The organism is Microcoleus sp. K5-D4, assembly GCF_036704575.1.
Taxonomy (GTDB): domain Bacteria; phylum Cyanobacteriota; class Cyanobacteriia; order Cyanobacteriales; family Microcoleaceae; genus Microcoleus.
Genome location: NZ_JAUBSD010000031.1, coordinates 1 through 24305 on the forward strand (window position 1 = coordinate 1; position 24305 = coordinate 24305).

The window sequence follows — 24305 nt, forward strand, 5'->3', positions numbered from 1 at the left end:
TAAAGGTTTCATCCTATTTTACCTTTTTTGGTCTACCCCCTTGACAATTTGCACTTTTTCTTAACTTGTCACAAATGATCCACTGTTAACTGCTTCCCTGGCTGTGCCTGGAAATCGATATCCAGAGGCTCTGCCTCGCTTGTCTCAGACTCGCGGGAGGCTTTGAGACTGGCGGGAAGCAGAGCCTCCCCATCTACGTCCCCAGGCAAAGCCGGGGAACAAGAAAAAATCTGAAAACTATTCCTTAAGACTTGTTACAATACACAAAACTTCATACTTTCCCCAACACTGGATGACCTTTTTCAACGCCTCCGAACCCCTAATCCGCTGCAAACAGGAACATCTCGACGTACAAGACCTCGAAGGCCTGTTGCAACTCCGCTGGCAAATTGGAAATATTACTCTTTTCTCAGGATTTTATACCCGCATCGACCAAACTTTTCTGCTTTGGGGTTTGGTGACAGGAGGGATTTTTTTTACGGCTCAGTTTGTCCCTATCAGTTGGAGCTTTCAGGCGATTCTGTGGTCAACTTTGACTCTAATTGGCACTGCGGCAATGGCCGTTTTGACTTTGTTTTGGGTAAGAGTCGAGCGAGTTAGCTGGATTCTTTACTCTTGGGCGATGCTGATGATAACTGGTTTGGTTCTAACTGATTGCAGTATTTTTGTCGGTTGGGGAGGTTTGTTGCTGCATCTTTGTGATTTGTGGTTGGGGTTGAGCGCGATCGGCTATTTTTGTACGGGACTCGGTTTGCGATCGCGCACTTTTCTCCTGATCGGACTAACTCATTTATTTAGCATTCCTCTATTAAGTTTTGTTGCACCTTGGCAATATCTAACCACAGGAATAATTATGGCTGGCTGTTTGTTGTTATTGTCCGAATTGCAGTGGGATATGCGATCGCCGATCGACAATACTTTGCTAAGCGCAGAACAGAAAGAATTCAACCGAATTCAACAGCAACTGCGACAGAGGGGCGCAATTGTATCCAAATAAATCACCAATGTAAAGAATTCTGTACAACAGCTAAAACTTGACATAAATCCAACACAATAGAAAGATACAGCATCAATAAAAAACAAACTTTAACCAGAACAGGACTTTTGCTGTTTGACCTGTGAATCGCCAACCTAAGGAGAACGGTGTCCGGGAGGCGACTGGCGCACAAATGCTGTACTTGCGACGAAAAAAGTTAATTCGGGTTGACAGTAGTTGTTGAAATCAAAAGGTGGTGCAGGGTTTTTACCGTTTCCCCTGCTTTGCCGTCTTCTCGGAGAGGCTAAACCCTCTACCAGAACAGCCTGAGGAGATTGGCACAAAATTCGACAGTTGGTCAGGCGGATTTTTGAGTCAGCGTGTTTAATAAAATTGGGAAAATGCTCGCCTAGAGCCTTGCAGGACTTACGATTAAACAAGTCCTGCTTTATGATGGGAAATTTAAATTATTTTTTACTCTGACGTGCCTTTTCGCAATATTTCCCTTACTTCCATTAAAATCTGTCCCAACATATTTTTGCCGCTGCCATCTTTGCCGCAACCCCAATAGTAATCACTAGGAGAATTTTCGACTATTTCCTCATCACCAGTAGCGAGTAAAATTTCTCTAATTTCGGGATGAGTTTCAAATTTGCGGAGTACGGCTTTTCTCATGATATCATCTTTGACTTCTTCCCAATCTTTGCGGAGGGGACGAGAGCGATCGCGCCCCATTTTTGCGGCATCTTTCGGCGTTTTTGCTTGGCGAATTTGGTCGCAATGAGCCGTTTTGGGAAACTTTTGTGCTTGAAAATAATGCTCAGTAGTTGACCAATATTCTCCGTCTAACTCGAATCCATGACTGGAAAAATTAGAAAAACAGCCGTATTCACTGCCAGTAGTGTAGAAGTAGATAGGCATAAAGTCTGCGATTTTAATTTCGTTAAGAATGTTGGTTTATCGTCAGTTTTACCTCTCTGGATTATCGACTATCTTCAACCGCAAATCAATAGTTTCAAGATGGGAACCGATGTAAGACAGCAGGGCATAGATAAATACGATCACCCCTACCATTTCCAAAATTTCTTCAACAGAAGCCATCAAACCGTAGCTCAAGTTTCGCTGACCTACCGCATCTGCATAATAGCCACAAACCATTTCCATGCCAAGTGCTCCACCGACATATATACTGCCTGCCAGTAAAAATAAATCCCTTGTTTTCCGGGGTAGGTGCCGGAGAAACTTGAGATAAGCCAGCCCAGTAACCACAACAAAAATCGTCCCCGGAATTACCCAAATGAAGTAAAAAAGTCCCCCTAAATCTAGTGCCTTTCGCAAGTCGTTAATAATTAATATTTCGTGCAAACTCAAGATTTCATCTAACGAAAAAAATACAAAGATGAACCCCAGCGCTTTCCAGTGTCCAAAATAGCGATCGCCCTGCTTCTTCTTAGCACTAGCAATAATACCTAGCAAAATCGCGCAAAACAGCAAAGTAAATGACGAGTACCAGGAAGGATAATTTATTTCTCTGTCTAAGTTAAACAAACTAATCCAGCGTTGTTGATAGTTAAAACCGTAGCGGAGAACTTGTACGATGCAACCAGCAACAGCAAAGAAGAGCACCCAAATGCTGAGAGAGAAAGCAACTCTCTTCGGCGAAACAGAAATCAGGAATTTCATCAAGTTTTTGATAAACTAGAACAAGGAAAATCAAACTATAAAGTAAAAAGTAAAAAATGGCAATAGCGGCGCAATCCGCCACCTCGGATTTTTATCTACAAAAAATAACCAATCACTGACAATGCACGTTCAAATTGAAACTTTCACTGTCCGCAAGCGGTTTGCCCTTACCATCAGCCGCGGTACAACAGCCCAAAGTACCAATTTATGGGTAAAATTAGCACACGAAGGAATCGAAGGCTGGGGAGAAGCTTCGCCGTTTTCCACAGGTTCTCGGCCCCAAACTACCGAAATTCTGCTAGCCGCATTGCAGGAGGTTGCACCGCTGCTAGAAAAGTTTACTCCGTTCGATCGGCAAAAAATCGAACAAGTATTAACAGAGGTCAACTTACCCTCAGCCGCCCGCGCCGGCATCGACATGGCAATGCACGACTGGCTGGGCAAAAAAGCAGGCTTGCCGCTGTGGAAAATGTGGGGATTAGATCGATCGCGCATCGTCCCCACCTCCGTCACAATCGGCATTAATTCGCCCTCTGGTGCAAGAGAAAGAGTGCGCGATTGGTTTGGCAAAGATCCAGCAGGTATCAAATACCGCGCCGTCAAGGTCAAATTAGGAAATCCCGCAGGAATCGAAGCCGACAAAGCTATGTTAATAGCAGTGCTTGACGAAGCGCCACCTAACCTTAAAATCAGTGTTGATGCTAACGGCGGTTGGAGTTTAAAAGATGCTGCCGAGATGTGTCAGTGGCTGGAAAAATACAATATAAATTATGTCGAACAGCCGCTTTCACCCGTCGCCGATATGGAGGAATTCTCAGAACTGTACCGTCAATCGCGCCTGCCAATTTTTGCTGATGAAAGTTGCTTTAATAGTTCCGATATATCCAAGTTAGCGCACTGCGTCCACGGCATCAATATCAAAATGATGAAGTCAGGCGGATTGACTGAAGCAATGCGGATGATTCACACAGCAAAAGCCTGCGATTTGCAAGTAATGTTCGGCTGCTATTCAGATAGCGCGATTGCAAATACAGCAGCAGCACAACTTTCACCGCTAGCTGACTATTTGGATTTGGACAGTCACTTAAATTTATTAGACGATCCTTTCACAGGTGCGATCGTCGAAAATGGGTGTTTGCTGCCAAACGGGCGATCGGGATTGGGAGTGCGGCGAGTTGAGATTGGAGAATAGAAGTAAGTAGGTCGGCGCTAATAAACTTTACCATGTAACAGAATATCAAGCTATCATAAACTTTGCGATTGCTTTCCTTCGGCTCGCGAAAACTAAAGTTTCACTCACTGCGCCCAGGCCTGATGTATTTTCAAGCTTCATCTACTTACAGTGAACCAATGACTAAAAACTATCCCATCAAAAATGGCAAAGTTGCTATCTTACTGCATGAGGGAATTATTGGCCCTTCCGGCAAAACAGGCTTAGCATTTTTGCGCTACAGCGAAGCACAAATTGTAGCAGTAATAGACCGCCAATGTGCAGGACAATCTTTACCTGAATTAACGGGTATTCCTCAACAAGTACCGATAGTTGCTTCCGTTGCAGAAGCACTGCAATTTGCGCCGGATATTCTGCTAATTGGTATCGCTCCTTCCGGCGGTATTTTGCCTGCGGAATGGCTGCCAGAAATTAATCAAGCGGTAGCAGCAGGTTTGTCAATTGTCAACGGTTTGCACGCAAAACTTGCACCTTTGATAACAGTTCCCTTAACCGAAAATCAATGGATTTGGGACGTGCGTCAGGAACCGAAATCTGTCGGTGCGATCGCCTCTGCCGCCGCCGCTAAATTAAGCTGCCGCCGCGTGTTAACTGTTGGCACAGATATGAGCGTTGGCAAAATGTCAACCAGTTTAGAACTCAACCGCATTTGCTTACAGCGGGGTTTGCGTTCCAAATTTTTGGCAACCGGACAAACGGGTTTAATGATCGGAAATGAAGGTATTCCTTTGGATGCAGTGCGAGTTGATTTTGCCGCTGGTGCTGTCGAACAAATGGTGATTAAATTGGGTTCTGAATGCGATATTCTGCACGTAGAAGGGCAAGGTTCGTTATTGCATCCAGGTTCGACGGCGACTCTGCCGCTGTTGCGGGGTTCGCAGCCAACTCACTTAATTTTAGCCCACAGAGCCGGACAAACTAGCATTCGCAATCACCCGCACGTATCGATTCCTAAGTTATCAAAAGTGGTCGAATTGTACGAAATGGTTGCTGCTGCTGCGGGTGCTTTTGCAGGGGGAAAAGTGAGCGCGATTGCCCTCAACACTCATCACTTAAATCAGGAAGATGCGCTGTTAGCAATAGCTGAAGTTCAAGCAGAAACGGGATTGCCTTGTACCGATGCGGTAAGGTTTGGCGCGGAGGTGTTGTTGGAGGCGATCGACAGTTGATATGCTACAATAAATTACAGCTAATAAATAACTAAATAAAACTATGACACAAAGCATTCAAGCAAAAACACTGACTCTGCTAGATGTCGAAACAAAATTTAATTTTCAACTTTGTGAAGACGAGCAATTCTTCCGGGAGTGGATTGACGATTTACCGGAAATTAGCGATGACAAAAAGCGAGCGCTCGACAACGTAAAAGCAGGTTATATCAACAGTGTCAAGTACGCGATGCTGGAAGATACCGTAAAAAGGGTGGTACTGGCTCCCTTGCTATTTTTAGCAGATTTCTACTTGACTCCCTTTCACATAGAGGCAGAAAAATCAGTATAACTGACTATTGAAGATGAAGATACAATTGTCAAGGGTAGCATCGATGTCCTGCTATTGCTTAAATCTTTTTGGGTAGTTGCGATCGAAGCAAAACGCTCTCAATATTCCGTTGAAGCTGGGCTTCCTCAGTTACTATTTTATATGCTAAATGACCCCAGCCCCGAACCAGTAACATTTGGGCTTCTGACGAATGGTAGCAGCTTTCGATTTATCAAAATGACCAAACGAGACACACCGCAGTATGCCGTCTCTAAACTTTTCGATATTGCGAATCCCGGAAATGAACCTTACGAAGTTTTTCGCATTTTGAAGCGGCTAGGTGGTATAATTTCTAGTGATTGAAGTTATACTTAAATGCACCCTCTGGAACTCGACCCGGAAAATAAGAATAAATTTACTAAGTAGGTAAGCGGGATTAAACCGAGCTATGTAACAATATGTCAACAGGGCTAACTTAGCCACGCTTAGCGAATTTGGATACTTTACAATCCTTAACAGAATGGTGTTTTACAGCGCCTACCTACTTAGGTATTGATAACAAGAGTTAATTATAATGAATGATTTAGTTTATTTAACTGCTCATCAATTAGCAAAAGCAATCCGCGTTCGTCAAGTCTCTTCAACAGAAGTAATAGAAGCTTATTTGAGTCAGATTGCTCAATACAACCCAGGACTAAATGCGATTGTGACTCTGGATGCGGAAAATGCGATCGCGCAGTCGAAAGTGGCAGATCGAGCATTAGCTCAAGGAGAAAATTGGGGGCCCTTACATGGAGTACCCGTAACTATCAAAGACACCCTCGAAACCAAAGGATTAGGCACAACCAGCAGTTATCAACCCTTAGCTAATTATGTCCCAAAGCAAGATGCTACCGTCGTCGCTCGACTGCGTGCTGCAGGAGCAATTATTTTGGGCAAGACGAATACACCACAACTAGCTGGTAACTTTCAGACCAACAGTCCTCTGTTTGGTAGAACAAACAACCCCTGGAACCATGAATATACGCCAGGCGGCAGCACAGGAGGTGGAGCGAGTGCTATAGCTGCGGGGTTATCCCCTCTTGAACTTGGTAGTGATATTGGTGGGTCAATCCGCGTTCCCTCTCACTTCTGTGGCATTTTCGGCTTGAAACCAAGCCAGAATCGCGTCTCAACATTTGGACATATTCCAGAATTACCAGGAACACCTAAAACTATCCACCACTTACAAACAATAGGACCTCTTGCCCGCTCTGTAGAAGACTTGCGATTGTGCCTGTCACTGATTCAAGATCCAGACCCCCGCCAGCCAGAAGTAATACCGATATCCAAACAAGTTAACCCAGCAACCACGCTACAATCGTACCGCTACGCTTGGACAGAAGGTTTTGGTGAGATTCCAGCCACAGCTCAAACCAAAGCTGCTCTAGAGAAATTAGCATCATCCCTGACAGATATAGGATGCTGTGTAGAGCAACACAACGAGCCGCCAAATTTTGATAGCAATGCGGTACGTGATACTTACTTCAATATTTATAATTTTGAATTGGGTTTATCCCAGCCACACCTGACGCAGATTCAACGGCAACAACGATATGTCAACGCCCTCATTGAGCGCGATATTCTGATTGCTAATATCGAAAGTTTCTTATCTAATTGGGATGTTTGGCTGTGTCCAGTGGTGCCAGTGCCTGCTTTCACCCACCGTCAGCCAGGAGAACCCATTGAGGTGGATGGTCGCGAGTTCTCTTATTGGACAACAATAGGTGCTTACGTAACAATTTTCAATTTAACTGGCAACCCTGCCGTAGTGCTGCCCTTTACCCAGTCAAAAGAAGGACTACCCATCGGCGTGCAAGTGGTGGGACGGCGTGGAAGCGATCTGAAACTGCTAGAGATTGCGGAAAAGTTAACTCAAGTAACTGGTTTTTTTCAACGCCCGCCTGGGTATTAGAAATGTCATTTGTCATTGGTGTCGGGCATCTGACTGCGGGAGCAATGACCAAGAGCCATCGGCGTTGTCCCAGCCCATAAAGATTACTCTGTACCCTACGGTATAGCTTGAAAAAAGCCTGAGGGTAGTTAAGTAGGTAAGCGGGATTAAACCGAGCTATGTAACAATATGTCAACAGGGCTAACTTAGCCACGCTTAGGGCATTTGGATACTTTACAATCCTTAACATAATTGTGTTTTACAGCGCCTACCTACTTAAAGCTAATTTTATGGAATCATAATGAATGAAAGTTGTTTTTCGTTGCCGTCTGAATGCGCCATCCGCCCAGCATCAGCTCAAGACATCAAATCAATTAGAATATTAGTGTGGAGCGCCCGACTCGATCCAACTCAGTTGCGCTGGGAGCAATTCTGGGTCATCGAATGCGAGGGAAAATTGGCAGCTTGCGGGCAGTTGCGGAACTTTGCGGGCGCGCAAGAATTGGGCAGTTTGGTGGTGGCGAAAGATTGGCGCGATCGAGGTTTGGGAAGCTACCTCACAAAATATTTAATTCAACAAGCTACAGAACCGCTATATTTAGAATGTTTGGGAAAGCGACTCGCATCATTTTATACTCGCTTTGGGTTCGTAGAAGTTTCCGTACAAGAATTGCCGCAGTCGCTTAAATTTAAGTTTGGTTTGTCTCAATTAGCTAAAACTTTATTCAGAATTCCTGTAACAATTATGCAGTATCAAGCAGGTTGTCTATAATTATGACTTTTATGAATTTAATATTCTGAATTTATGAATGGATTTTAAGTTCGACCGGTTCAATAATTGGATAACAGGGTGCGATCGACCTGCATCGATCAAATACTCCTACCGCCTCCTGATATCTGCGTCAATCTCGATCGCCTATTTTCTATGTCTAAAGAGGTAGGTACAAATCAACATCGCATGGGGAGGGCGGGTGAGTGCCCTGGTAAAGTGCCTCATATCATAGATCCGCTTACGGGCCGCTAGTGGCGCACAGGGTGTCAGAAACCGGGTTTTTAGGGGTTTGGTGCGTAAGTCACCGACTAGATATGTATGGATATTCCGGATTGGGCGATCGAGACGGCGTAAGTTCATAATTCACTGTTTGCGGTAGTCCACTTGGCTAAATTGGCACAGCTACCAGCCTGATAGGTAGGAAGAAACCTTTGCAAAATCGTTGTTTGCAGGTTTGAAAGTGTCCTGTGCCAGTACCAGACTCGGAAAGTGGACAGGCGATCGCACCAAAGATATTCGACTCCTGGCAAATTAGTAAATGTAAAGCAAGTGAGTCACAACCCAATCAAAGAATTCAACCCAAAAGCTAAACCCAAAAATCCCAGATATTCACAGCAGCAGTAATGCGGAATCAGACAATCTCTAATGTAGCTAACCACATCTACCCTTGAGGTAAATCCTACCAACTGCTCAACAATGAAATCCTTAATTCAATACCTCGGAATTACTGGATTTATACTCCCCGCAACCGCTTCTCAAATCCCCTCAACCTTTGAAAAATTCTTTGCCTTTTATCCTGATAAAACAACGGAAGGCAAGAACAATGAAATATCAAGGCCATCAATCAATCTTAACCGAGGAAATGCAGCCTCTCAAATAGCATAAACAGACAATTACACATCCACATATTTTAACACAACAGGAGTAAATATCATGTTCAACGTAGTAAAAGCTTTCGGCTCGATTTTCTCTACCCAAGGATACAGCGGCGCTAACAATATGCTCATCAAAAATTACGTCAACACCAATTTTAACTATTTCAACGAAGAAGCAGTGGTTGATGAATCGATTTACCCGAATCAAACAGGTCGCGTCCGCTTCCAAGGTAGCTGGTGGCCCGCACGTTGCGATCGCCAAATCACCCTAACACCGGGAGACACGGTTTATGTCATCGGCGTTGACAACATCACTCTGTTAGTTTCCCTCGCTCCCGCAGACTAAATCATAACTCGATCCAAACGGCTTAACTTTTCACACCCATATCTGATTTCGGCAGGGTTTATTTCAATAGACCCTGCCTTTAGTATGCTTAAATAAGTTGAGACACATACTAGCCATATTTAAACCAGTGAATTTTCAATCAGTCATTGCCACCTTAAACAAATTCTGGAGCGATCGAGGCTGCCTGATCGCCCAATCCTACGACACAGAAAAAGGTGCAGGAACCATGAATCCCCACACCTTTCTCAGAGCAATCGGCCCCGAACCTTGGTCAGTCGCCTACATCGAACCCTGTCGCCGCCCCACCGACGGACGCTACGGCGAAAATCCCAACCGCTTCCAACATTACTATCAATATCAAGTTTTAATTAAACCCTCTCCTCCCAACATCCAAGACATCTATCTAGACTCCCTCAGAGCATTAGGAATTAGCCCAGAAGACCACGACATTCGCTTCGTAGAAGACAACTGGGAATCGCCCACCCTCGGAGCTTGGGGCGTCGGCTGGGAAGTCTGGCTCGACGGCATGGAAATCACCCAATTTACCTACTTTCAACAGTGCGGTAGCATAGACTGTCGCCCCGTCTCCATTGAAATTACCTACGGACTAGAACGCCTAGCAATGTATCTCCAAGAAGTCGATGCCATGACGAAAATTCAGTGGAAAGATGGCATCACTTACGGCGACGTTCACCTGCAAGGAGAAATAGAACAGTGTACTTATAACTTTGAAGCTTCCAATCCCGAATTGCTGTTTACTCTATTTGGATTGTACGAGCAAGAAGCCGAACAATTGACAAAAAAAGGATTGGTTTTGCCTAGTCTTGATTATGTGCTAAAATGTTCTCACACTTTCAATTTGCTCGACGCTAGAGGTGTGATTTCGGTAACGGAAAGAACCCGCTACATCACAAAAATTCGCAATTTGGCGCGGCGAGTTGCTCAGCTTTATTTGGAACAGCGCGAAAAGCTGGGTTTTCCTTTAGAAAAAGCTGTAAAAGTTTGAGTTTGAGTTGGATTGTGGGGCGGGCATCTTGCCTGCCTTAAGAACGGGCAAGATGCCCGTTCCACAAAGAGTGAGTTGGATTGGGGAGTGGGCATCTTGCCTGCCTTAAGAACGGGCAAGATGCCCGTTCCACGAAAGCCATATTTTTAATTAATTAAATGCCTAATTATTCGGAAAATAATACAGAAACAAATCCTCAACTGCGAATTGAGGGTGTAAGCTTGAAAACACCGATCGCCTCAAGTCATTTGTTGGAAAATATATCGTTTCAGGTACACAAGGGATCTCGCGTGGCAATTGTTGGCCCTTCAGGTGCGGGGAAAACAACGCTGTTGCGACTGCTAAATCGCCTCACCACTCCCACCAGCGGCTCTATTTATCTGGAAAATACAGAATATCGCCAAATACCTGCGATCGAACTCCGCAAACAAATCACCCTCATCCTGCAAGAATCCAAGCTTTTGGGAATGTCGGTGCGAGAAGCATTGGCTTATCCTTTAAAGCTGCGGGGCGTGACTTCATCAAACATTGCTGAGAGAATTAGCGGGGCGATCGAACAACTGCACATACCCCAAGAATGGCTCAATCGCAGCGAATTCCAGCTTTCCACAGGCCAAAAACAGCTAGTGGCGATCGCCCGCGGCATCATCCTGGAACCAAAAATCTTGCTTTTAGACGAGCCAACATCCGCCCTAGACGCCGGAAAAGCTGCCCACCTTTTGCAAGTATTGACACAGCTAACAAACGGCGAAACCACAATTGTAATGGTAAACCATCAGTTAGAATTAGCCGAGCAATTTAGCACGCAAATTCTGCATTTACAGCGCGGAAAGCTCATCGAAGATTTGCCCTCCCATCAAATAAATTGGGTGCAACTGCGGCAAAATTTAATCCAAGCAGAAGCAGAAGCCCAACAAGAATGGTGAACAAGTTCAAAAACACTTTCTGCGACGGGTTGCGTAATTAATTTGGATTTTTTAACCGCAGAGGGCGCAGAGGGCGCAGAGAAAGAGAAGATAAGAGGGAAAGAGAGAAGTTTATAAATTGTTGAGGATTGCTAGAGATACAGTGAGATATTAGCTTTGGGAATGTTGCTTAATGTTGGCATTTGTGCTTTTACGCTAAATCGCTACTGGGGAATTAAACCCATTTTTTGATAAAGTGGTCGGACTAAGTTTTTTAAAGCTGGCAACTGTTTGGTAAAAACTATGGAGCCTAAAATACAAATTATACCTCCAATGATGACTGTATTGGGAGCGCCGATATAATTTGCCAATCCGCCGGCAACTAAATTCCCAAATGGTGTCACTCCAAAAAATGCCATCGTGTATATGCTCATCACTCTTCCGCGTTTGTCGTCTTCCACAATTGTTTGCAACAATGTGTTTCCTCCTGCAAATTGGATAATGAAACCAAACCCCACAAACAACATCATGATTAATGACAGCCACAAGACGCGGGACAAACCAAAACCTATCAGTCCGAATCCCATAATGGCCGGTGACATCGCAATCAATTTGCCGAGGCCAACTATACTTTTGCGAGAAATCAAATAAATCGCCCCCGCAAATGCTCCGACTCCCGAAGATGCCATCAAAAAGCCGAGGGTTTGTGCGTCGCCTTGCAGAATTTTGGTGGCAAAAATCGGGACTAAAACTGTGTGCGACATTCCGGCAAAAGTGACTAATGCTAATAGCAGTAAAATTGCTCGAATCGGAGGAAACCCGAAGGCATAAACGAATCCTTCTTTTAATCTTTGTAAGGGTTTGGTATTAGTTGCTGCAATTTTACAGGCTTTGATCTGCATCGCTAATAAGCCTGCAATTACAGCGATGTAGCTGAGTCCATCAATGAGAAAGCAATAACTTGGCCCGACTGTAGCTATTAGCAAACCTGCAATTGCTGGGCCGATTAGTCGGGCTCCGTTGAACATGGAAGCGTTGAGGGCGATCGCATTTGCTAAATCTTCTTTCTTTTCCACGAGTTCGGGTACAAAAGCTTGCCGTGCCGGCGCGTCAAAGGCGTTAATTGCACCTTGAAAGAAACTCAGTACCACAATCTGCCAAATGTTCACGACTCCTGTTAGCGCTAAAAATGCTAGCGCTAAGGATTGAACCATCGCTAATATTTGAGTGGCAATTATGACTCGGTGGCGGTTCCAGCGATCGATTAAAACTCCTGCAAAAGGCAGTAAAATTAATGTGGGGATTTGACTTGTAAATCCCACCACGCCGAGCATCCAAGGTGAATCGCTCAAATTGTATACAAGCCAAACAGTAGCGACTTGCGTCATCCAACTACCAATCAGCGAGATGCCTTGTCCTGCAAAAAACAGGCGATAATTTCTCGATCGCAGCGCTGGAGGAAGTTTTATTGTTTTGATTTTTGCTAGTAGATTCATGCGAGAGTACGGCTAGAGCAATCCTATTTGATTGGTAAACATTTTGTAGGGGTAGCGCCCCTGGGCCTACCCCCATTGGTGACAAGTTAAAACTTAATTGCATTTGTCAATCAGTAATATTACTCAAAAAAACAGCTTTTTTAGGAGTGGAAAATTCACGATTTGAGAGGAAGTAGGTATAAATATCACCCTCGGCACGATCGCACGATCGCCCAAATCTCAGTTTTATGCCCAAAATCCGAGTAAATGTTGAGCATAATTGCTGATTGACAAATGCTTTCTTAGCTTAACTTGTTACCAATGGCCTACCCCTAATTAGCCAAGGGCAACCATCGAGGGGCTGCCCCTAGACTCATTATTACGAATCATTGAGAATTGCGATATGAGCCGAAGGTTCTATTTTACAACTCCCGAAAACCCGGATTTGAGTATTGTTAAATTTTTGCCCGCAGCAAAACGATCGCCACATTTAAATTTTTCTGTCGCGATCGCTTGACTAACGAGAAATTCCTTCTCCGAATCCTTCCCTCAATTAATGCTCAACAGCCAAGTACCGAGGTAACGCAGCAAGGGAACGTCGCCGGGGGTGCGGATGCGGACGTTGAAATGGTACATTCCGCCGGGAGATGGGTTTCTGACGTTGGAGAGTACAACCTCAACATTGTTGCCGGCAGCAATTGGTTCTTTGGGATAAATTTCTATGAATCGATTTTCTTTGTCCCAGATTACTTCTTGCAATTCTATTGTTTTGTCTTTGACGCGCACTTTAATGTCTTTTTGGTCAAATTCGCCTTTGTAGTAGTCTGGATAGGATATGTTCAGTTGGGCGATCGCCAAACTTACTTTTTTGGAAGGAATTCGCAGCCGATATCTATCGCCGCTCATCCCGGCTGTACCGTAATCCAAGCGATAGCTTAATTGGTTGGCGCGCTCGGGACCGCCGAAAATCGTGAATCCTGGCATCGACTGGGCTAAACTGATGGCGGGTAATCCAGCCACCAAGCAACCTGTAACCGCTAGTGCTGAAAATAATCGTCGCATAACAACTCCTCTAATTAAACTCTTGGTGAACCTTAAATATTGCTCGCCCGAAATTTGCGATCGTGCCTACAATATATCGAATCTCTCAGCAATTTGATGAGGGCGAGCGACCGCCGGCTGAGGTCACTTTTTTTTGCGTAATTTTTGCGTAATACTGATAACTGACATTCAGACTACAGAATTAGGCGACATAAAATTATATCATAATCGGTGGCAAACTTAACCATTTAGCGAATTTGAATGTATAAGATAAGTTAAAGATACGGGTCGAATTTGGGCGATCGGCTTTAGTATCAACGAGAGAAGTTTAGGGGAACGGCTGCTTCAATGTAAAGCAAGGCATCGGGCGATTAAAAATCGCACTTCAAGAAACCTGCGGAGGCAGGTTTTGTCTGCTGTGTAGGCGCGGTTTCAACCGTCCTAGGAAGGCTTAAATAAGGAGAGTGTATGAAATTAGCGATCGCAAAAGAAATAGCAGCAGGGGAACGCCGGGTGGCTTTAGTACCCGACGCTGTAGCCCGATTAGTCAAACAGGGCGTCGAAGTTTGGGTTGAGGCCGGTGCCGGCGCACAATCCTTTTTCTCGGATCTAGCTTACGAAGAAGCGGGAGCTCAGGTTGTCGCCGATACCGCTAGGCTGTGGGGCGAAGCCGATGTCGTCGTGAAAATCGGAGCCCTGCAAGAATCAGAAGTTCATCAACTCCGGGAAGGAGGCGTTTTCATCGGATTTTTGAATCCTCTGGGAGATCCAGCTTTAGTGCAGCGTTTAGCCGATCGCAAAGTAACGGCATTCAGCATGGAAATGATCCCGCGCACCAGCCGCGCTCAAAGCATGGATGCGCTGTCATCTCAGGGTAACGTCGCCGGTTACAAAGCGGTACTGATCGCAGCCGCAGCTTTGCCAAAGTATTTTCCGATGCTGACAACGGCGGCGGGTACGATTCGCCCCGCGAAAGTATTGGTAATGGGTGTGGGCGTTGCTGGCTTGCAGGCGATCGCCACGGCGCGCCGTTTGGGTGCGGTAGTCGAAGCCTTCGACATCCGCCCAGAAACAAAAGAACAAGTGCAAAGTTTGGGCGCTAAATTCCTTGATGTTGAACTCAAGGAAGAAACCGTCGCCGCCGGAGGTTACGCTAAAGAATTATCAGAAGCCGCCAAAGAATACACCCGCCAAGTGCTCACCCAACACGTCAGCGCTTCCGATGCAGTGATTACAACGGCTCAGGTTCCTGGCAGAAAAGCACCTATTTTAGTTACTAGAGAAATGGTTTCTCAAATGAAGCCCGGATCGGTAATTGTTGACCTCGCGGCCGAACAAGGCGGCAATTGCGAATGTTCTGAAGCGGGGAAAGATGTTGAATGGAACGGCGTTAATGTGATCGGCCCGATTAATGTGCCCTCGTCGATGCCTGTCCACGCTAGCGAAACTTACTCGAAGAATATCTCCTCTTTACTTCAGTTGATGGTGAAAGATAAGGAACTCAATTTGAATTTTGAAGACGATATCATTGCTGGTGCTTGCGTCGCCCGCGACGGTGAAATTAGCAACCAGCGAGTTCGGGATGCTTTGGCCACTCAGGCTTCAGCCGTCAGTTAGATTCTGTCGTTATGAGGCACAGTCCGGCAAGGGTTGAAACCCCTGCCTCAAAGCTAAAGTCCTCTTAAGAGGACTGAAGAACTGATTAAATATCTCCAGAAAAGGCTTTTTTTGTTTGGTGACTAGGGCCAGATCCCCCCTAGCCCCCCTTAAGAAGGGGGGAACAAGAAGTATTCAAAGTCCCCCTTCTTAAGGGGGATTTAGGGGGATCGAGACTCGGCAACAAACGAGAGATATAAAGGACTTTAGCGTTAATTTCACACCAATTTCCAATTACCAATTACCAATTGTTATGGCAGAAGGATTGATTGCAGGTTTAGTTGTGTTTACTCTAGCGTCGTTTGTGGGATTTGAAGTAATTAATAAAGTCCCGCCGACGCTGCACACACCTTTGATGTCGGGTTCCAATGCGATTTCGGGAATTGCGGTTTTAGGTGCAATTCTGATTTCAGGCCAAGGCAATGTGACTGTTACTTCGATTTTGGGGACGATCGCGATCGCCCTGGCCACAATTAACGTTGTCGGCGGTTTCTTAGTAACCGATCGAATGCTGCAAATGTTCAAGAAAAAAGAGGTTAAAGCGTGAGCGATTTTCTGCCCAGTGGCATTCAACTAGGTTATTTAGTTGCCGCATCTTTGTTTATTATCGGTTTGAAACAGTTGGGTTCCCCTGCAACCGCCCGTCAAGGAAATGTGTTAGCTGCGATCGGGATGTTAATTGCGATCGTCGGTACGTTGCTGGAAAAGCAAGTAGTCAGTTACGAATTGATTGCTGTCGGAATTATCGTCGGTTCCATTTTGGGAACGATTATGGCGAATACCGTGGCGATGACGGATATGCCGCAGATGGTGGGTTTGCTTAACGGTTTCGGGGGCGCGGCTTCTGCACTCGTTGCTGTGGGCGAATTCTGGCGCTATCTCAGCATCCCGGAATCGCCAACTCCAGACGCGACAATCACGATCCTTTTGGGTGTGTTGATTGGCGGAATCACTTTCACTGGTAGCCTTGTGGCGTTTGCGAAACTGCAAGAATTGCTACCTGGTGCGCCCATGACGTTTCCGCTGCAACAGCCGTTTAATGCCATGCTGGCGATCGCACTTTTAGCCGGCAGCGGTTATATGCTGACGAATCCCGAAAATGTGCCGGTATTCCTGGCTTTGGTGGCGATTTCCAATATCCTGGGAATCATGTTTGTACTCCCGATTGGCGGTGGCGATATGCCGGTAGTGGTGTCGCTGCTTAACTCTTATTCGGGGATTGCGGCGAGTGTGGCTGGGTTCATTTTGATGAACAATATGCTGATTATCGCTGGTGCATTGGTGGGCGCGTCGGGGATTATTTTGACGCAAATCATGTGTAAGGCGATGAATCGATCACTTGGTAGTGTGCTGTTTAGCGCGTTTGGTAGCGGTGGCGGTAGTGCTGGGGCTGCTGCTGGGGCTGCTGGTGCTACTGACAAAACTGTTCGCAGCATCAATCTCGAAGAAAGTGCGATGATGTTGGGTTATGCGCGATCGGTTGTAATTATTCCCGGTTACGGAATGGCTGTAGCGCAAGCACAGCACGCGGTGCGCGAGTTAGCCGACGGTTTGGAAAAAATGGGTGTTGACGTGAAATACGCAATTCACCCGGTGGCTGGGCGGATGCCGGGGCACATGAATGTGCTGTTGGCGGAAGCAAACGTGCCTTATCCGCAGTTGTACGATATGGACGATATCAATCCGCAGTTTGACGAAACTGATGTTGCTTTGGTAATCGGGGCTAACGATGTAGTGAATCCGGCGGCGCGTCACGATACGGCGAGCCCGATTTACGGGATGCCGATTTTGGAGGTTGATAAGGCCAAACATACGATCGTGATTAAGCGCGGGATGAGTGCTGGTTTTTCGGGTGTAGATAACGAGTTGTTTTACAAGGATAAGACGATGATGTTGTTTGGTAGTGCTAAGGATGTGGTTGCGAAGTTGGTTGCTGAGGTGAAGCAGTTGTAGGATTTTGCAACCGCTGATGAAGGCGGATTAACGCGGATTAACGCAGATGATTAAACCCGGTTTCTTCGAGAAACCGGGTTTTTGTTTGGATTTAGTTTTGATGTTAATATTCTTCAGTCGGCGGAGGCTGACTTCGTTTGTATAGTCGCGATTTCAATCGCCGAGTATCAACCGATTCTTTACTTCAGAAGGATGTGCTGTTTCAAAAAATAGTTCCAACGCTTCGATCATATTTCGTCGCGCTGCTTCTATATTATCACCTTGGCTGGCAATATCAAGTTCTGGGCAAAGGGATATATAGCCGTCGCCTTCTCGTTCAATAATTGCTGTAAACTGTTGTGTTGACTTCATACTTTGAAGTGGCGGACTGCCAAGCAAACAATTATAGTTTTACTGGAGATTATATCACATCTTTCGCTGTTCGGTGGAGAGGGGCGATCGCCCTATACAATGCTAGCTTGGTTTAAATAGTCACGGGCGATCGGTGCTAGTCAAATATACCTGCGATCGGAGATTTTTTAAATATAAGGAAATCCTAAAGAATTAATATAACTGCAAAAATTGTACTAACCTTAGAGCTAACGTCAATTAAATTAAAAAATTTTCAACTATGTCAGATCAACCTTTTAATATCCGCCAACTAAATGACCTAGATTATGACGAAGCAGAACCACTCCTGGAAGATTATCAGGAAACGCTAATCGAGCTATTTGTCAATTCTCCCGAAGGAGAAGAATACTGTAAAACTTATCCAGACGTTGGATTTTGGATCTCGCAGTTCATTTATTACGGTTTCGGCTATGAAGGTTTTACGCTGCCTCGCATGAAAGTGGAAGATGTGGCAACTGTAGTCGAAGAGTTGTTTCCCAGGAAAGTGAGTTTGCTTTCGCCGGAAGAAGGTGAAAATGCTATCCCGGAATTATTGGCGTTCTGGCAATTTTTGAAGCGAGAATTTAAACTGCGAAATGCCACTTCAATTATCAAATACCTGCGGGATATCGAGCCGGAATTTAAGGAGATTATGGAAGATTCCTCTAAATTTGGATTTGCCAAATCCTTTGTAACGCTCGGTCATCAAGCAGGGTTTGATATGAGTACGGGGGAAGGTCTAACACAATTTCAGGAGATATATAATGCTAGCATTGCTCCTATAATTGCAGCTAAAAACTCCGATACATCGGGATTTTCCAGCAACCCGATAAGTGGTAGTGCTGTCAATGGATCTAAAGCAAGTAAAGAAAAACAAAAAAAAGCAAAAAATACGGCGGCTGAATCGAGAAAACGCAACCGCACTAAGAAAAAATGAGGTTTAGCAAGTATCTATCCTCACTTCACTCTTCTTCTGATTCTTCTCAGCATCTTGTTAGCTTCTTCCCTCCCGCGAAACTTCCAAACTAATAAATAACACATTAAACAAAACCCGAAGATTCCTAACACGATCGCACTTTCTTCCGGTGAGTTGGTAGTTGGAGCGAACTTCCCACTCTTCGGACTTGCTTGGATGTTGTTAGTTCGCTCGACCGTTCGATCGCCCTCTTGCAAGTTAAAATTGTGTTGTTCAATCGCATTACTATTTTTAAATTTTCGATCTATTTTTTGAAATGACTTCGCCTGTTCGCAGCTTGTTAAGGATAATCCCATAAGGATAAAAATTAGGAAATAACAGGGCGATTTCACGATTTTTACTTCCATTTATGGAGAAAGCGACTAAATGAATATAAGACTGACTCGTGGGAAGGCAGAAACCGGGTTTTTTGCGAAAATACTTCGTATACAGCCACAAATTCCCTGAAAAACCCGGTTTCTTTGGTCTGAGTGCGCGGTCAGAAACCGGGTTTTTTGCGAAATACTTCGTACACAGCGACCGATTCTCTAAAAAACGCGGTTTCTTTGGTCTGAGTGCGTAATTCCTGCGAATAATTTCTACAATAGCGGTGTATGATTTTCTCGATCGCACATTAATACGATCGTACCATTTTTTTTAATTCGCAGCTACGGGTAAGGAATCAGTATTGCCGAGATGTGGTAACAAAACGGGCGAGCGCGCTGATTCAAGCGCTATAATCTAGCTAATAGATTGCATTCAAATTCTGTTGGTTAATTGCAGATATTTGTCAGGATACGGCACTGCCGTATCCCAACCCGAATTGTTTGTAGGGACAGCGCACTGCGGTGTACTCTAACCTGGATGTTATTCAATCTTAATTAGATAGCAAACAATGACACTGAAAGAATTAGAAAAACAACTCCTTGCCTTAACTCCCCGTGAAAAAACTCAGGCAATACAGCTATTAGTTCAAAGTTTAAGCAATACTTGGCAAGGAATAGAAAAAAAACTCCGGGCGTGTGCGGTGGCGATGCTAGAATTGCCAAAACTCGCATACCTATTTGGTCGCTGGTAAATTATCGCCTTTTGGGTGCAAATGATGTGCAAATTTTGCAAGAATTTCCTTATTTGAGTGCAGCCGATTTGGCGAATGCTTGGGCTTATGCTGAGGCACACCCAGAGGAAATTGAAGCAGCGATCGCTAGAAATGAGGAAGCCTAAAACATGGCGCGAATTTGCTATAATTTAACTAATATCAAATCCGAGCGATCGCACTTATGACTATACAAGAATTAGAAACTCAAGTCTTAACCTTAAATGCGGTTGATAAAGCTAAACTAATCAGCATCCTAACTCAAACTTTAACCAACGGTTCTCTAGGCATTAAAAAAACTCCCGGTGTGTGCGGCGGCGATGCTTGTATCGGCAATACTCGCATACCAGTTTGGGTACTTGTGGGTTATCGCCGTCTCGGATCTAGCGATGCTGAACTTTTGAAGTGCTATCCTCATTTGACTGCGGCTGATTTAGTCAATGCTTGGGCTTATGCTGATGCTTATCCAGAAGAAATTGAACAAGCAATCAAAGAAAATGAGGCTGCTTAAAATATGGCGAGAATTTGCCATAACCCGACTTACGGACTCCGACAAAGAAACCGGGTTTTTACCGAATCAGCCTGCAGCAACAAAGTATTTTCGTAAAAAACCCGGTTTCTGGGCCGCCATGCGTAAGTCCTTATAAATAAATCCCCCATTGCTCCCCAGATTAGGTAAAATTATTGGCGTGTCAGAGGATAAACTATATGCGCTTGGTTAAATATATTGCGATCGCCATTATCAATGGTTTCGGTGTCGTCATCGGTATTATTTGGGTTGCAGTCCCCACAACAGTGGCTCAACCTTCCCTAAACTACCAACTCGCAATCTCTGCGCGACAGCAAGACGGCGAAACTCCGCAATCCCTTTCCGAACTCTACAAATTGCGCGATCGGCTCAAAGTACAATTAGATAACCTTGCCAAAACCCCCGACAGCAGCCCGTTTCCTGCAGAACTTTGGAAATCAGCAATCCAGCGTCAGCAATCTCAAACTCTGACGCAGCAACTCCAAAACGTTCAAAGTCAGATTCAAATAGAAGAAAGAGCCAAATATAATTGGGACGATGCTGCTAAATTAGCCGCCCAAGCAGTCTTAATTGGACGCACTTCTAATCCTTCTTCTGCTACTTGGGAAGAGTCCCAGCGGCTGTGGCAGTTGGCTATCAATAAGCTGCGACTCATTCCTCACGAATCTTTTTTGGCCGATCGGGCGATCGACAAAACCATCGAATACCAAGGAAACCTCAGTGTCGCTACCTATGAAATGCAAGTTGCACGTTCTGTTGAGAAAGTTAGAGCCGAGGAAGAAGAGATAAGAGAGCGAGCCCGCAAAGAGCAAGAGAAAAAAGAATTTGCTCGTCGAGAAATAGAGAGAAAAGAGCAAGAGAAAAAAGATCGGGCTAGAAAAGAACTAGAAAGGCAAGAATTCCAAAGGCAAGAATTAGCCCGTAAAGAACTTGAAAGGCAAGAATTAGCCCGTAAAGAACTTGAAAGACAAGAGTTTGAAAAGCAAGAATTAGCCCGTAAAGAACTTGAAAGGCAAGAGTTTGAAAAGCAAGAATTAGCCCGTAAAGAACTTGAAAGGCAAGAAGCAGCCAGAAAAGAACTGGAAAGGCAAGAACTTGAAAAGCAAGAGTTAGCCCGACAAGAACTGGAAAGACAAGAACTTGAAAGGCAAGAGTTAGCCAGACAAGAACTTGAAAGGCAAGAGCTAGCCAGACAAGAACTTGAAAGACAAGAGTTAGAGAGAAATCAGCAAGCAACTCCTCAACCAACTCCTGAATCAACTGCAACACCAACTCCCGCCCCAGTTACGCCTGGTGCGTCACCGCCGAACTTTTTCTTTGCTGGAGATACCAACAGAGATGGCCAAATTAACGAGCAAGACGAAGCCGGAAAAGAACAATGGTCTTTGTCCAAGGGCGCGCTCATTTTATTTAACGATCGCAATAACGATCGCGGCAAGATACCGACTTGGAAACAAACCAAAGTTAGCGCTCCCCGCCGTGCAGCAATGCTTTCTCAAGTTAACTTAACACTGTCTGAAAACTTCAAAACCTCTCAGTTATTTATCACTGCTGACAGCATTGCTAGCCCTCACATCAGCGTTTTTCAGAAGACGGGCGACGGCTGGCAACCTGTAGATATATCCGGTGCTAAACCTCTAGTTTTCAGCACGAATATTGTTTTAGGTGTCGAAGCCAAACAATTTGCCGATCGCAATTGGAACGGTACTGTTAATCTCAAAGCAACTGCCCAAAACAACGGTCAAGAAATCGCCTCCACCACAATCCAAATGGGCGTTAGTCCTTGGATGATAGCGCCAAATACAGCACCAGTAACCGAAGTTCAGGTCAGCGACAGAGGCTCGGTAAACAGCGAATTTATCTCCCAACTAAAACAAGCAGTAGAACCCACGGGCGCTAAAGTAAAAATTCTCCAGGGCGATCGCACTTGGATGCAAGATACCCAGAAAAACGGCTACGTTCAATTGCCAGAAAAATCGGATTTACGCCTGTTTAATGTCGCCCTAAAAAGCAATAGCGAACCAGAGAAAAACCCGCCTGTTAAATTAACTCAAGACCGGGATTTGAAAGTAGTTAAAATTGGCAATCCTCGTTCTTTAGACCCTGTAAGTCAGTGGTCTGACGGATACGGCAATTTGCAGGTAACACCGCCGATTCCCGGACACCCAATGGGTCGAGTTTATTACGGGAATTCGGGAAATGCTAGTTTTAATCCAGAGGTACTGGATTTTATTCAAGCTCAGCGAATTCAAGGGCCGCCAGTGGATATTGATACTTCTTGGCTTTTGACTCGCCAAGTCGATGAAATTATCAATTTTATTCCCACTCAAACTCCCGGACAATATGTAATGGCGATCGCCAGTCCCGAAGCTGGAGTTAAGCTGTTGGAAGAATTGGAGGGAAGAGGTTACGGCGATGTGACGATCAATCGCGGTTTGAGCACTCAAACAACTGTCAGCGCCGCTTTGCAAAACCGTGCTTTAATTCAACACAATCTCTATTTGCAAAATCAGAAACTTAATCCGATTATAGAGAAGTTGAAAAGAGAATTTTTACTCCGAGACGACCAAATTATTCAAGTTCCGGTGATGTTTGGCTACAGCGGTTATGCTTGGTGGCCCAATATGGTCAATTCGGTGCCAGTTAACGGCAAATTGTTAGTTTCAAATCCGCGCGGGCCAATGATTGAGGGTGTAGATTACACTCAGGAAAGATTGCGGCAACTGCTGCTTCCTGCTGGCGTCAGCGTTAGTTTTCTGGATGACAGGTATTATCAAGAATTGAAAGGAAACGTGCAGTCGGCGACTAATACTGTGAGGAAGCCAGAAGAGCGGCCTTTTTGGCAGTCTTTGCCTAATACTGGAGCCCAGTAGTAATTTGCGATCGCAATTTGAACTCAATATTTACAGAAAATTGGTAAATTGCGATCGCCCCAGCAGATAGATTTCTCGATAGACACGGACGGCAATTTGTCAAGAGCATTGCCGTAGTTGTTCAGTGCAGGCGATCGCACCAGTAACGTAAAATGTCTAAAAGCGGTCTTTGTAAAATAAATTTAGCCCCATGAGCGACGAACAGGAAAAAAAACAACTTTTGACTCAGCAACCGGAAACAATTTCCACTGCCAGTGATGAGTTCGAGCGCAGTGAAATTGCCAGTGGCGATTCAACTTCCGCACCCCTAGAAACTCCCGCAGAAATTGTCGCGTCCAAAGATATTTCAGCGCCAATCGACGTGGCCGAAACAATTCCAATTGCCGCCGATAGCGCGCCGGCAACAACTCAACTTGCAAGTTATCCGCCTCCAACAATTCCAACTGCCAACCCCGAACCAAAACCAGCTCGATCCTGGCAAATCTTAGCAGTTTTTCTCAGCGGAATGTTAGTCGGTTCCGTCCTTAGTCTCGGCAGTTTGCTAGCGTGGAGAATGTATCAGGAAAGAGCGAACCTGCAAATCAAACTACCCGCTGACGTACCCCTCCCCGAAAGCCCTCCGCCTGTCGCAACAGCGCCCGCCAGCCGCCGGCCCGGACTTCCCCCAGCACCTGGAACTCGACTGCCCGCCACAATCTATCCGTCGCCCCGTCCCACTCAAATACCCTCTGTGTCTGGCGTTCCCCAACTTGCTTCGCCGTCACCCTCGGCGTCGCCGTTGCCTTCTCCAACTCCAACTCCAACTCCCGCTGCGGTTGAAACCCCTGTAACCGAGCGAGTTTACTTTCAAGCCGGTGCTACGGGAACTACTCTGAGCAATAGTTTGCGAGCCAACATATCCAGGCGCTACTTACTGGAGTGCAATAGCGGCCAAAGCATGACAATAAATGTTCAAGAAGGTCAAGTTAGCGCCGCAATTATTGCTCCTAACGGTGAAAATTTAGGTACTGCTGACAGCACAGGTCAGTGGCAAGGTCAACTAGCCAGTAGCGGCGATTATACTATTGAAATTTCAGGCGATCGCCAAGCAAACTACCAAGTTAAAATTGAAGTCAAATAGCAACTATAATTGTATCAGGGGGTAGTTACAAA

24 protein-coding genes and 1 pseudogene are annotated in these 24305 nt (G+C 45.2%); 19 read left to right on the forward strand and 6 right to left on the reverse strand.

Annotated elements, in window-relative coordinates; translation table 11 throughout:
* Positions 1 to 292: 292 nt before the first annotated feature.
* Positions 293 to 997, forward strand: coding sequence for a hypothetical protein (locus tag QUA77_RS12250; protein WP_333450295.1), 705 nt, complete (start codon positions 293 to 295; stop codon positions 995 to 997).
* 453 nt (positions 998 to 1450) lie between these two features.
* On the opposite strand, the gene QUA77_RS12255 is transcribed toward QUA77_RS12250, so the two are convergent.
* Positions 1451 to 1897 (reverse strand): NADAR family protein, encoded by a 447-nt coding sequence (locus QUA77_RS12255; protein ID WP_333450296.1) that lies wholly within the window; start codon positions 1895 to 1897, stop codon positions 1451 to 1453.
* Positions 1898 to 1945: 48 nt separating this feature from the next.
* Entirely contained in the window at positions 1946 to 2659 is a 714-nt protein-coding gene (locus tag QUA77_RS12260; RefSeq protein WP_333450297.1) for a hypothetical protein, read from the reverse strand.
* Positions 2660 to 2780: 121 nt separating this feature from the next.
* Between QUA77_RS12260 and QUA77_RS12265 the strand changes: the two genes are divergently transcribed.
* The 10 genes from QUA77_RS12265 (at position 2781) to QUA77_RS12310 (ending at position 11227) form a co-directional block, all read left to right on the forward strand.
* Positions 2781 to 3851 carry a dipeptide epimerase gene (locus tag QUA77_RS12265; RefSeq protein WP_333450298.1) on the forward strand — a complete coding sequence of 357 codons (1071 nt, stop codon included), beginning with the start codon at positions 2781 to 2783 and terminating at the stop codon, positions 3849 to 3851.
* 158 nt (positions 3852 to 4009) lie between these two features.
* Positions 4010 to 5059, forward strand: a complete 1050-nt coding sequence (locus QUA77_RS12270) for a DUF1611 domain-containing protein (protein WP_333450299.1) — start codon at positions 4010 to 4012, stop codon at positions 5057 to 5059.
* A 43-nt stretch (positions 5060 to 5102) separates the two neighbouring features.
* Entirely contained in the window at positions 5103 to 5390 is a 288-nt protein-coding gene (locus QUA77_RS12275; protein WP_333450300.1) for a hypothetical protein, read from the forward strand.
* Between the two features lie 39 nt (positions 5391 to 5429).
* Positions 5430 to 5732 (forward strand): type I restriction endonuclease, encoded by a 303-nt coding sequence (locus QUA77_RS12280; RefSeq protein ID WP_333450335.1) that lies wholly within the window; start codon positions 5430 to 5432, stop codon positions 5730 to 5732.
* A gap of 211 nt (positions 5733 to 5943) precedes the next feature.
* Positions 5944 to 7323 carry an amidase gene (locus tag QUA77_RS12285; protein ID WP_333450301.1) on the forward strand — a complete coding sequence of 460 codons (1380 nt, stop codon included), beginning with the start codon at positions 5944 to 5946 and terminating at the stop codon, positions 7321 to 7323.
* A 280-nt stretch (positions 7324 to 7603) separates the two neighbouring features.
* A complete protein-coding gene (locus QUA77_RS12290) occupies positions 7604 to 8074 on the forward strand; it encodes a GNAT family N-acetyltransferase (protein ID WP_333035283.1) in 471 nt (156 codons plus the stop codon).
* Between the two features lie 696 nt (positions 8075 to 8770).
* Positions 8771 to 8959, forward strand: a complete 189-nt coding sequence (locus QUA77_RS12295; protein WP_333061508.1) for a hypothetical protein — start codon at positions 8771 to 8773, stop codon at positions 8957 to 8959.
* Between the two features lie 48 nt (positions 8960 to 9007).
* A complete protein-coding gene (locus QUA77_RS12300; RefSeq protein ID WP_333035279.1) occupies positions 9008 to 9295 on the forward strand; it encodes an NfeD family protein in 288 nt (95 codons plus the stop codon).
* 127 nt (positions 9296 to 9422) lie between these two features.
* Positions 9423 to 10301 carry a glycine--tRNA ligase subunit alpha gene (gene glyQ / locus QUA77_RS12305; RefSeq protein ID WP_190660228.1) on the forward strand — a complete coding sequence of 293 codons (879 nt, stop codon included), beginning with the start codon at positions 9423 to 9425 and terminating at the stop codon, positions 10299 to 10301.
* 158 nt (positions 10302 to 10459) lie between these two features.
* Positions 10460 to 11227 carry an ATP-binding cassette domain-containing protein gene (locus tag QUA77_RS12310; RefSeq protein WP_333450302.1) on the forward strand — a complete coding sequence of 256 codons (768 nt, stop codon included), beginning with the start codon at positions 10460 to 10462 and terminating at the stop codon, positions 11225 to 11227.
* A gap of 203 nt (positions 11228 to 11430) precedes the next feature.
* Here the strand turns inward: QUA77_RS12310 and QUA77_RS12315 are convergent, their stop codons facing one another.
* Both QUA77_RS12315 and QUA77_RS12320 read right to left on the reverse strand, forming a co-directional pair.
* Entirely contained in the window at positions 11431 to 12702 is a 1272-nt protein-coding gene (locus QUA77_RS12315) for an MFS transporter (protein WP_333450303.1), read from the reverse strand.
* Positions 12703 to 13230: 528 nt separating this feature from the next.
* Entirely contained in the window at positions 13231 to 13743 is a 513-nt protein-coding gene (locus QUA77_RS12320; RefSeq protein WP_333035270.1) for a DUF2808 domain-containing protein, read from the reverse strand.
* A 447-nt stretch (positions 13744 to 14190) separates the two neighbouring features.
* Between QUA77_RS12320 and QUA77_RS12325 the strand changes: the two genes are divergently transcribed.
* From QUA77_RS12325 to QUA77_RS12335, 3 genes are all read left to right on the forward strand, one after another.
* A complete protein-coding gene (locus QUA77_RS12325; RefSeq protein ID WP_333450304.1) occupies positions 14191 to 15339 on the forward strand; it encodes a Re/Si-specific NAD(P)(+) transhydrogenase subunit alpha in 1149 nt (382 codons plus the stop codon).
* Between the two features lie 292 nt (positions 15340 to 15631).
* Complete coding sequence (locus QUA77_RS12330; protein WP_006633295.1) at positions 15632 to 15925, forward strand: NAD(P) transhydrogenase subunit alpha; 294 nt, start codon at positions 15632 to 15634, stop codon at positions 15923 to 15925.
* A complete protein-coding gene (locus tag QUA77_RS12335; protein WP_333450305.1) occupies positions 15922 to 17331 on the forward strand; it encodes an NAD(P)(+) transhydrogenase (Re/Si-specific) subunit beta in 1410 nt (469 codons plus the stop codon). The genes QUA77_RS12330 and QUA77_RS12335 overlap by 4 nt, the downstream gene beginning before the upstream one ends.
* Positions 17332 to 17484: 153 nt before the next feature.
* On the opposite strand, the gene QUA77_RS12340 is transcribed toward QUA77_RS12335, so the two are convergent.
* Positions 17485 to 17682: a type II toxin-antitoxin system HicB family antitoxin gene (locus QUA77_RS12340; RefSeq protein ID WP_333450306.1), complete on the reverse strand. Its 198-nt coding sequence runs from the start codon at positions 17680 to 17682 to the stop codon at positions 17485 to 17487.
* Between the two features lie 259 nt (positions 17683 to 17941).
* Between QUA77_RS12340 and QUA77_RS12345 the strand changes: the two genes are divergently transcribed.
* On the forward strand, positions 17942 to 18637 hold the full coding sequence (locus tag QUA77_RS12345; protein WP_333035264.1) for a hypothetical protein: 696 nt from the start codon (positions 17942 to 17944) through the stop codon (positions 18635 to 18637).
* 20 nt (positions 18638 to 18657) lie between these two features.
* Here the strand turns inward: QUA77_RS12345 and QUA77_RS12350 are convergent, their stop codons facing one another.
* Entirely contained in the window at positions 18658 to 18972 is a 315-nt protein-coding gene (locus QUA77_RS12350; RefSeq protein ID WP_333035261.1) for a hypothetical protein, read from the reverse strand.
* 578 nt (positions 18973 to 19550) lie between these two features.
* Between QUA77_RS12350 and QUA77_RS12355 the strand changes: the two are divergent.
* From QUA77_RS12355 to QUA77_RS12370, 4 genes and pseudogenes are all read left to right on the forward strand, one after another.
* Positions 19551 to 19879 (forward strand): annotated as a pseudogene (locus QUA77_RS12355) (DUF433 domain-containing protein).
* Between the two features lie 56 nt (positions 19880 to 19935).
* On the forward strand, positions 19936 to 20262 hold the full coding sequence (locus tag QUA77_RS12360) for a DUF433 domain-containing protein (protein WP_333450307.1): 327 nt from the start codon (positions 19936 to 19938) through the stop codon (positions 20260 to 20262).
* Positions 20263 to 20459: 197 nt separating this feature from the next.
* Positions 20460 to 23153, forward strand: coding sequence for a protein-arginine deiminase family protein (locus tag QUA77_RS12365; RefSeq protein ID WP_333450308.1), 2694 nt, complete (start codon positions 20460 to 20462; stop codon positions 23151 to 23153).
* Between the two features lie 190 nt (positions 23154 to 23343).
* Positions 23344 to 24273, forward strand: a complete 930-nt coding sequence (locus QUA77_RS12370) for a hypothetical protein (RefSeq protein ID WP_333450309.1) — start codon at positions 23344 to 23346, stop codon at positions 24271 to 24273.
* The last annotated feature ends 32 nt before the right edge of the window (positions 24274 to 24305 follow it).

Bases quoted from the DNA above. Each gene is read 5' to 3' on its own strand.
- QUA77_RS12360 (WP_333450307.1), top strand. From the start codon at position 19,936: ATGACTATACAAGAATTAGAAACTCAAGTCTTAACCTTAAATGCGGTT.
- QUA77_RS12325 (WP_333450304.1), top strand. From the start codon at position 14,191: ATGAAATTAGCGATCGCAAAAGAAATAGCAGCAGGGGAACGCCGGGTG.
- QUA77_RS12275 (WP_333450300.1), top strand. From the start codon at position 5,103: ATGACACAAAGCATTCAAGCAAAAACACTGACTCTGCTAGATGTCGAA.
- QUA77_RS12350 (WP_333035261.1), bottom strand. From the start codon at position 18,972: ATGGGATTATCCTTAACAAGCTGCGAACAGGCGAAGTCATTTCAAAAA.
- QUA77_RS12310 (WP_333450302.1), top strand. From the start codon at position 10,460: ATGCCTAATTATTCGGAAAATAATACAGAAACAAATCCTCAACTGCGA.
- QUA77_RS12315 (WP_333450303.1), bottom strand. From the start codon at position 12,702: ATGAATCTACTAGCAAAAATCAAAACAATAAAACTTCCTCCAGCGCTG.
- QUA77_RS12365 (WP_333450308.1), top strand. From the start codon at position 20,460: ATGCGCTTGGTTAAATATATTGCGATCGCCATTATCAATGGTTTCGGT.
- QUA77_RS12250 (WP_333450295.1), top strand. From the start codon at position 293: ATGACCTTTTTCAACGCCTCCGAACCCCTAATCCGCTGCAAACAGGAA.
- QUA77_RS12300 (WP_333035279.1), top strand. From the start codon at position 9,008: ATGTTCAACGTAGTAAAAGCTTTCGGCTCGATTTTCTCTACCCAAGGA.
- QUA77_RS12295 (WP_333061508.1), top strand. From the start codon at position 8,771: ATGAAATCCTTAATTCAATACCTCGGAATTACTGGATTTATACTCCCC.
- QUA77_RS12340 (WP_333450306.1), bottom strand. From the start codon at position 17,682: ATGAAGTCAACACAACAGTTTACAGCAATTATTGAACGAGAAGGCGAC.
- QUA77_RS12260 (WP_333450297.1), bottom strand. From the start codon at position 2,659: ATGAAATTCCTGATTTCTGTTTCGCCGAAGAGAGTTGCTTTCTCTCTC.
- QUA77_RS12345 (WP_333035264.1), top strand. From the start codon at position 17,942: ATGTCAGATCAACCTTTTAATATCCGCCAACTAAATGACCTAGATTAT.
- QUA77_RS12320 (WP_333035270.1), bottom strand. From the start codon at position 13,743: ATGCGACGATTATTTTCAGCACTAGCGGTTACAGGTTGCTTGGTGGCT.
- QUA77_RS12270 (WP_333450299.1), top strand. From the start codon at position 4,010: ATGACTAAAAACTATCCCATCAAAAATGGCAAAGTTGCTATCTTACTG.
- QUA77_RS12330 (WP_006633295.1), top strand. From the start codon at position 15,632: ATGGCAGAAGGATTGATTGCAGGTTTAGTTGTGTTTACTCTAGCGTCG.
- QUA77_RS12290 (WP_333035283.1), top strand. From the start codon at position 7,604: ATGAATGAAAGTTGTTTTTCGTTGCCGTCTGAATGCGCCATCCGCCCA.
- QUA77_RS12265 (WP_333450298.1), top strand. From the start codon at position 2,781: ATGCACGTTCAAATTGAAACTTTCACTGTCCGCAAGCGGTTTGCCCTT.
- QUA77_RS12285 (WP_333450301.1), top strand. From the start codon at position 5,944: ATGAATGATTTAGTTTATTTAACTGCTCATCAATTAGCAAAAGCAATC.
- QUA77_RS12370 (WP_333450309.1), top strand. From the start codon at position 23,344: ATGAGCGACGAACAGGAAAAAAAACAACTTTTGACTCAGCAACCGGAA.
- QUA77_RS12255 (WP_333450296.1), bottom strand. From the start codon at position 1,897: ATGCCTATCTACTTCTACACTACTGGCAGTGAATACGGCTGTTTTTCT.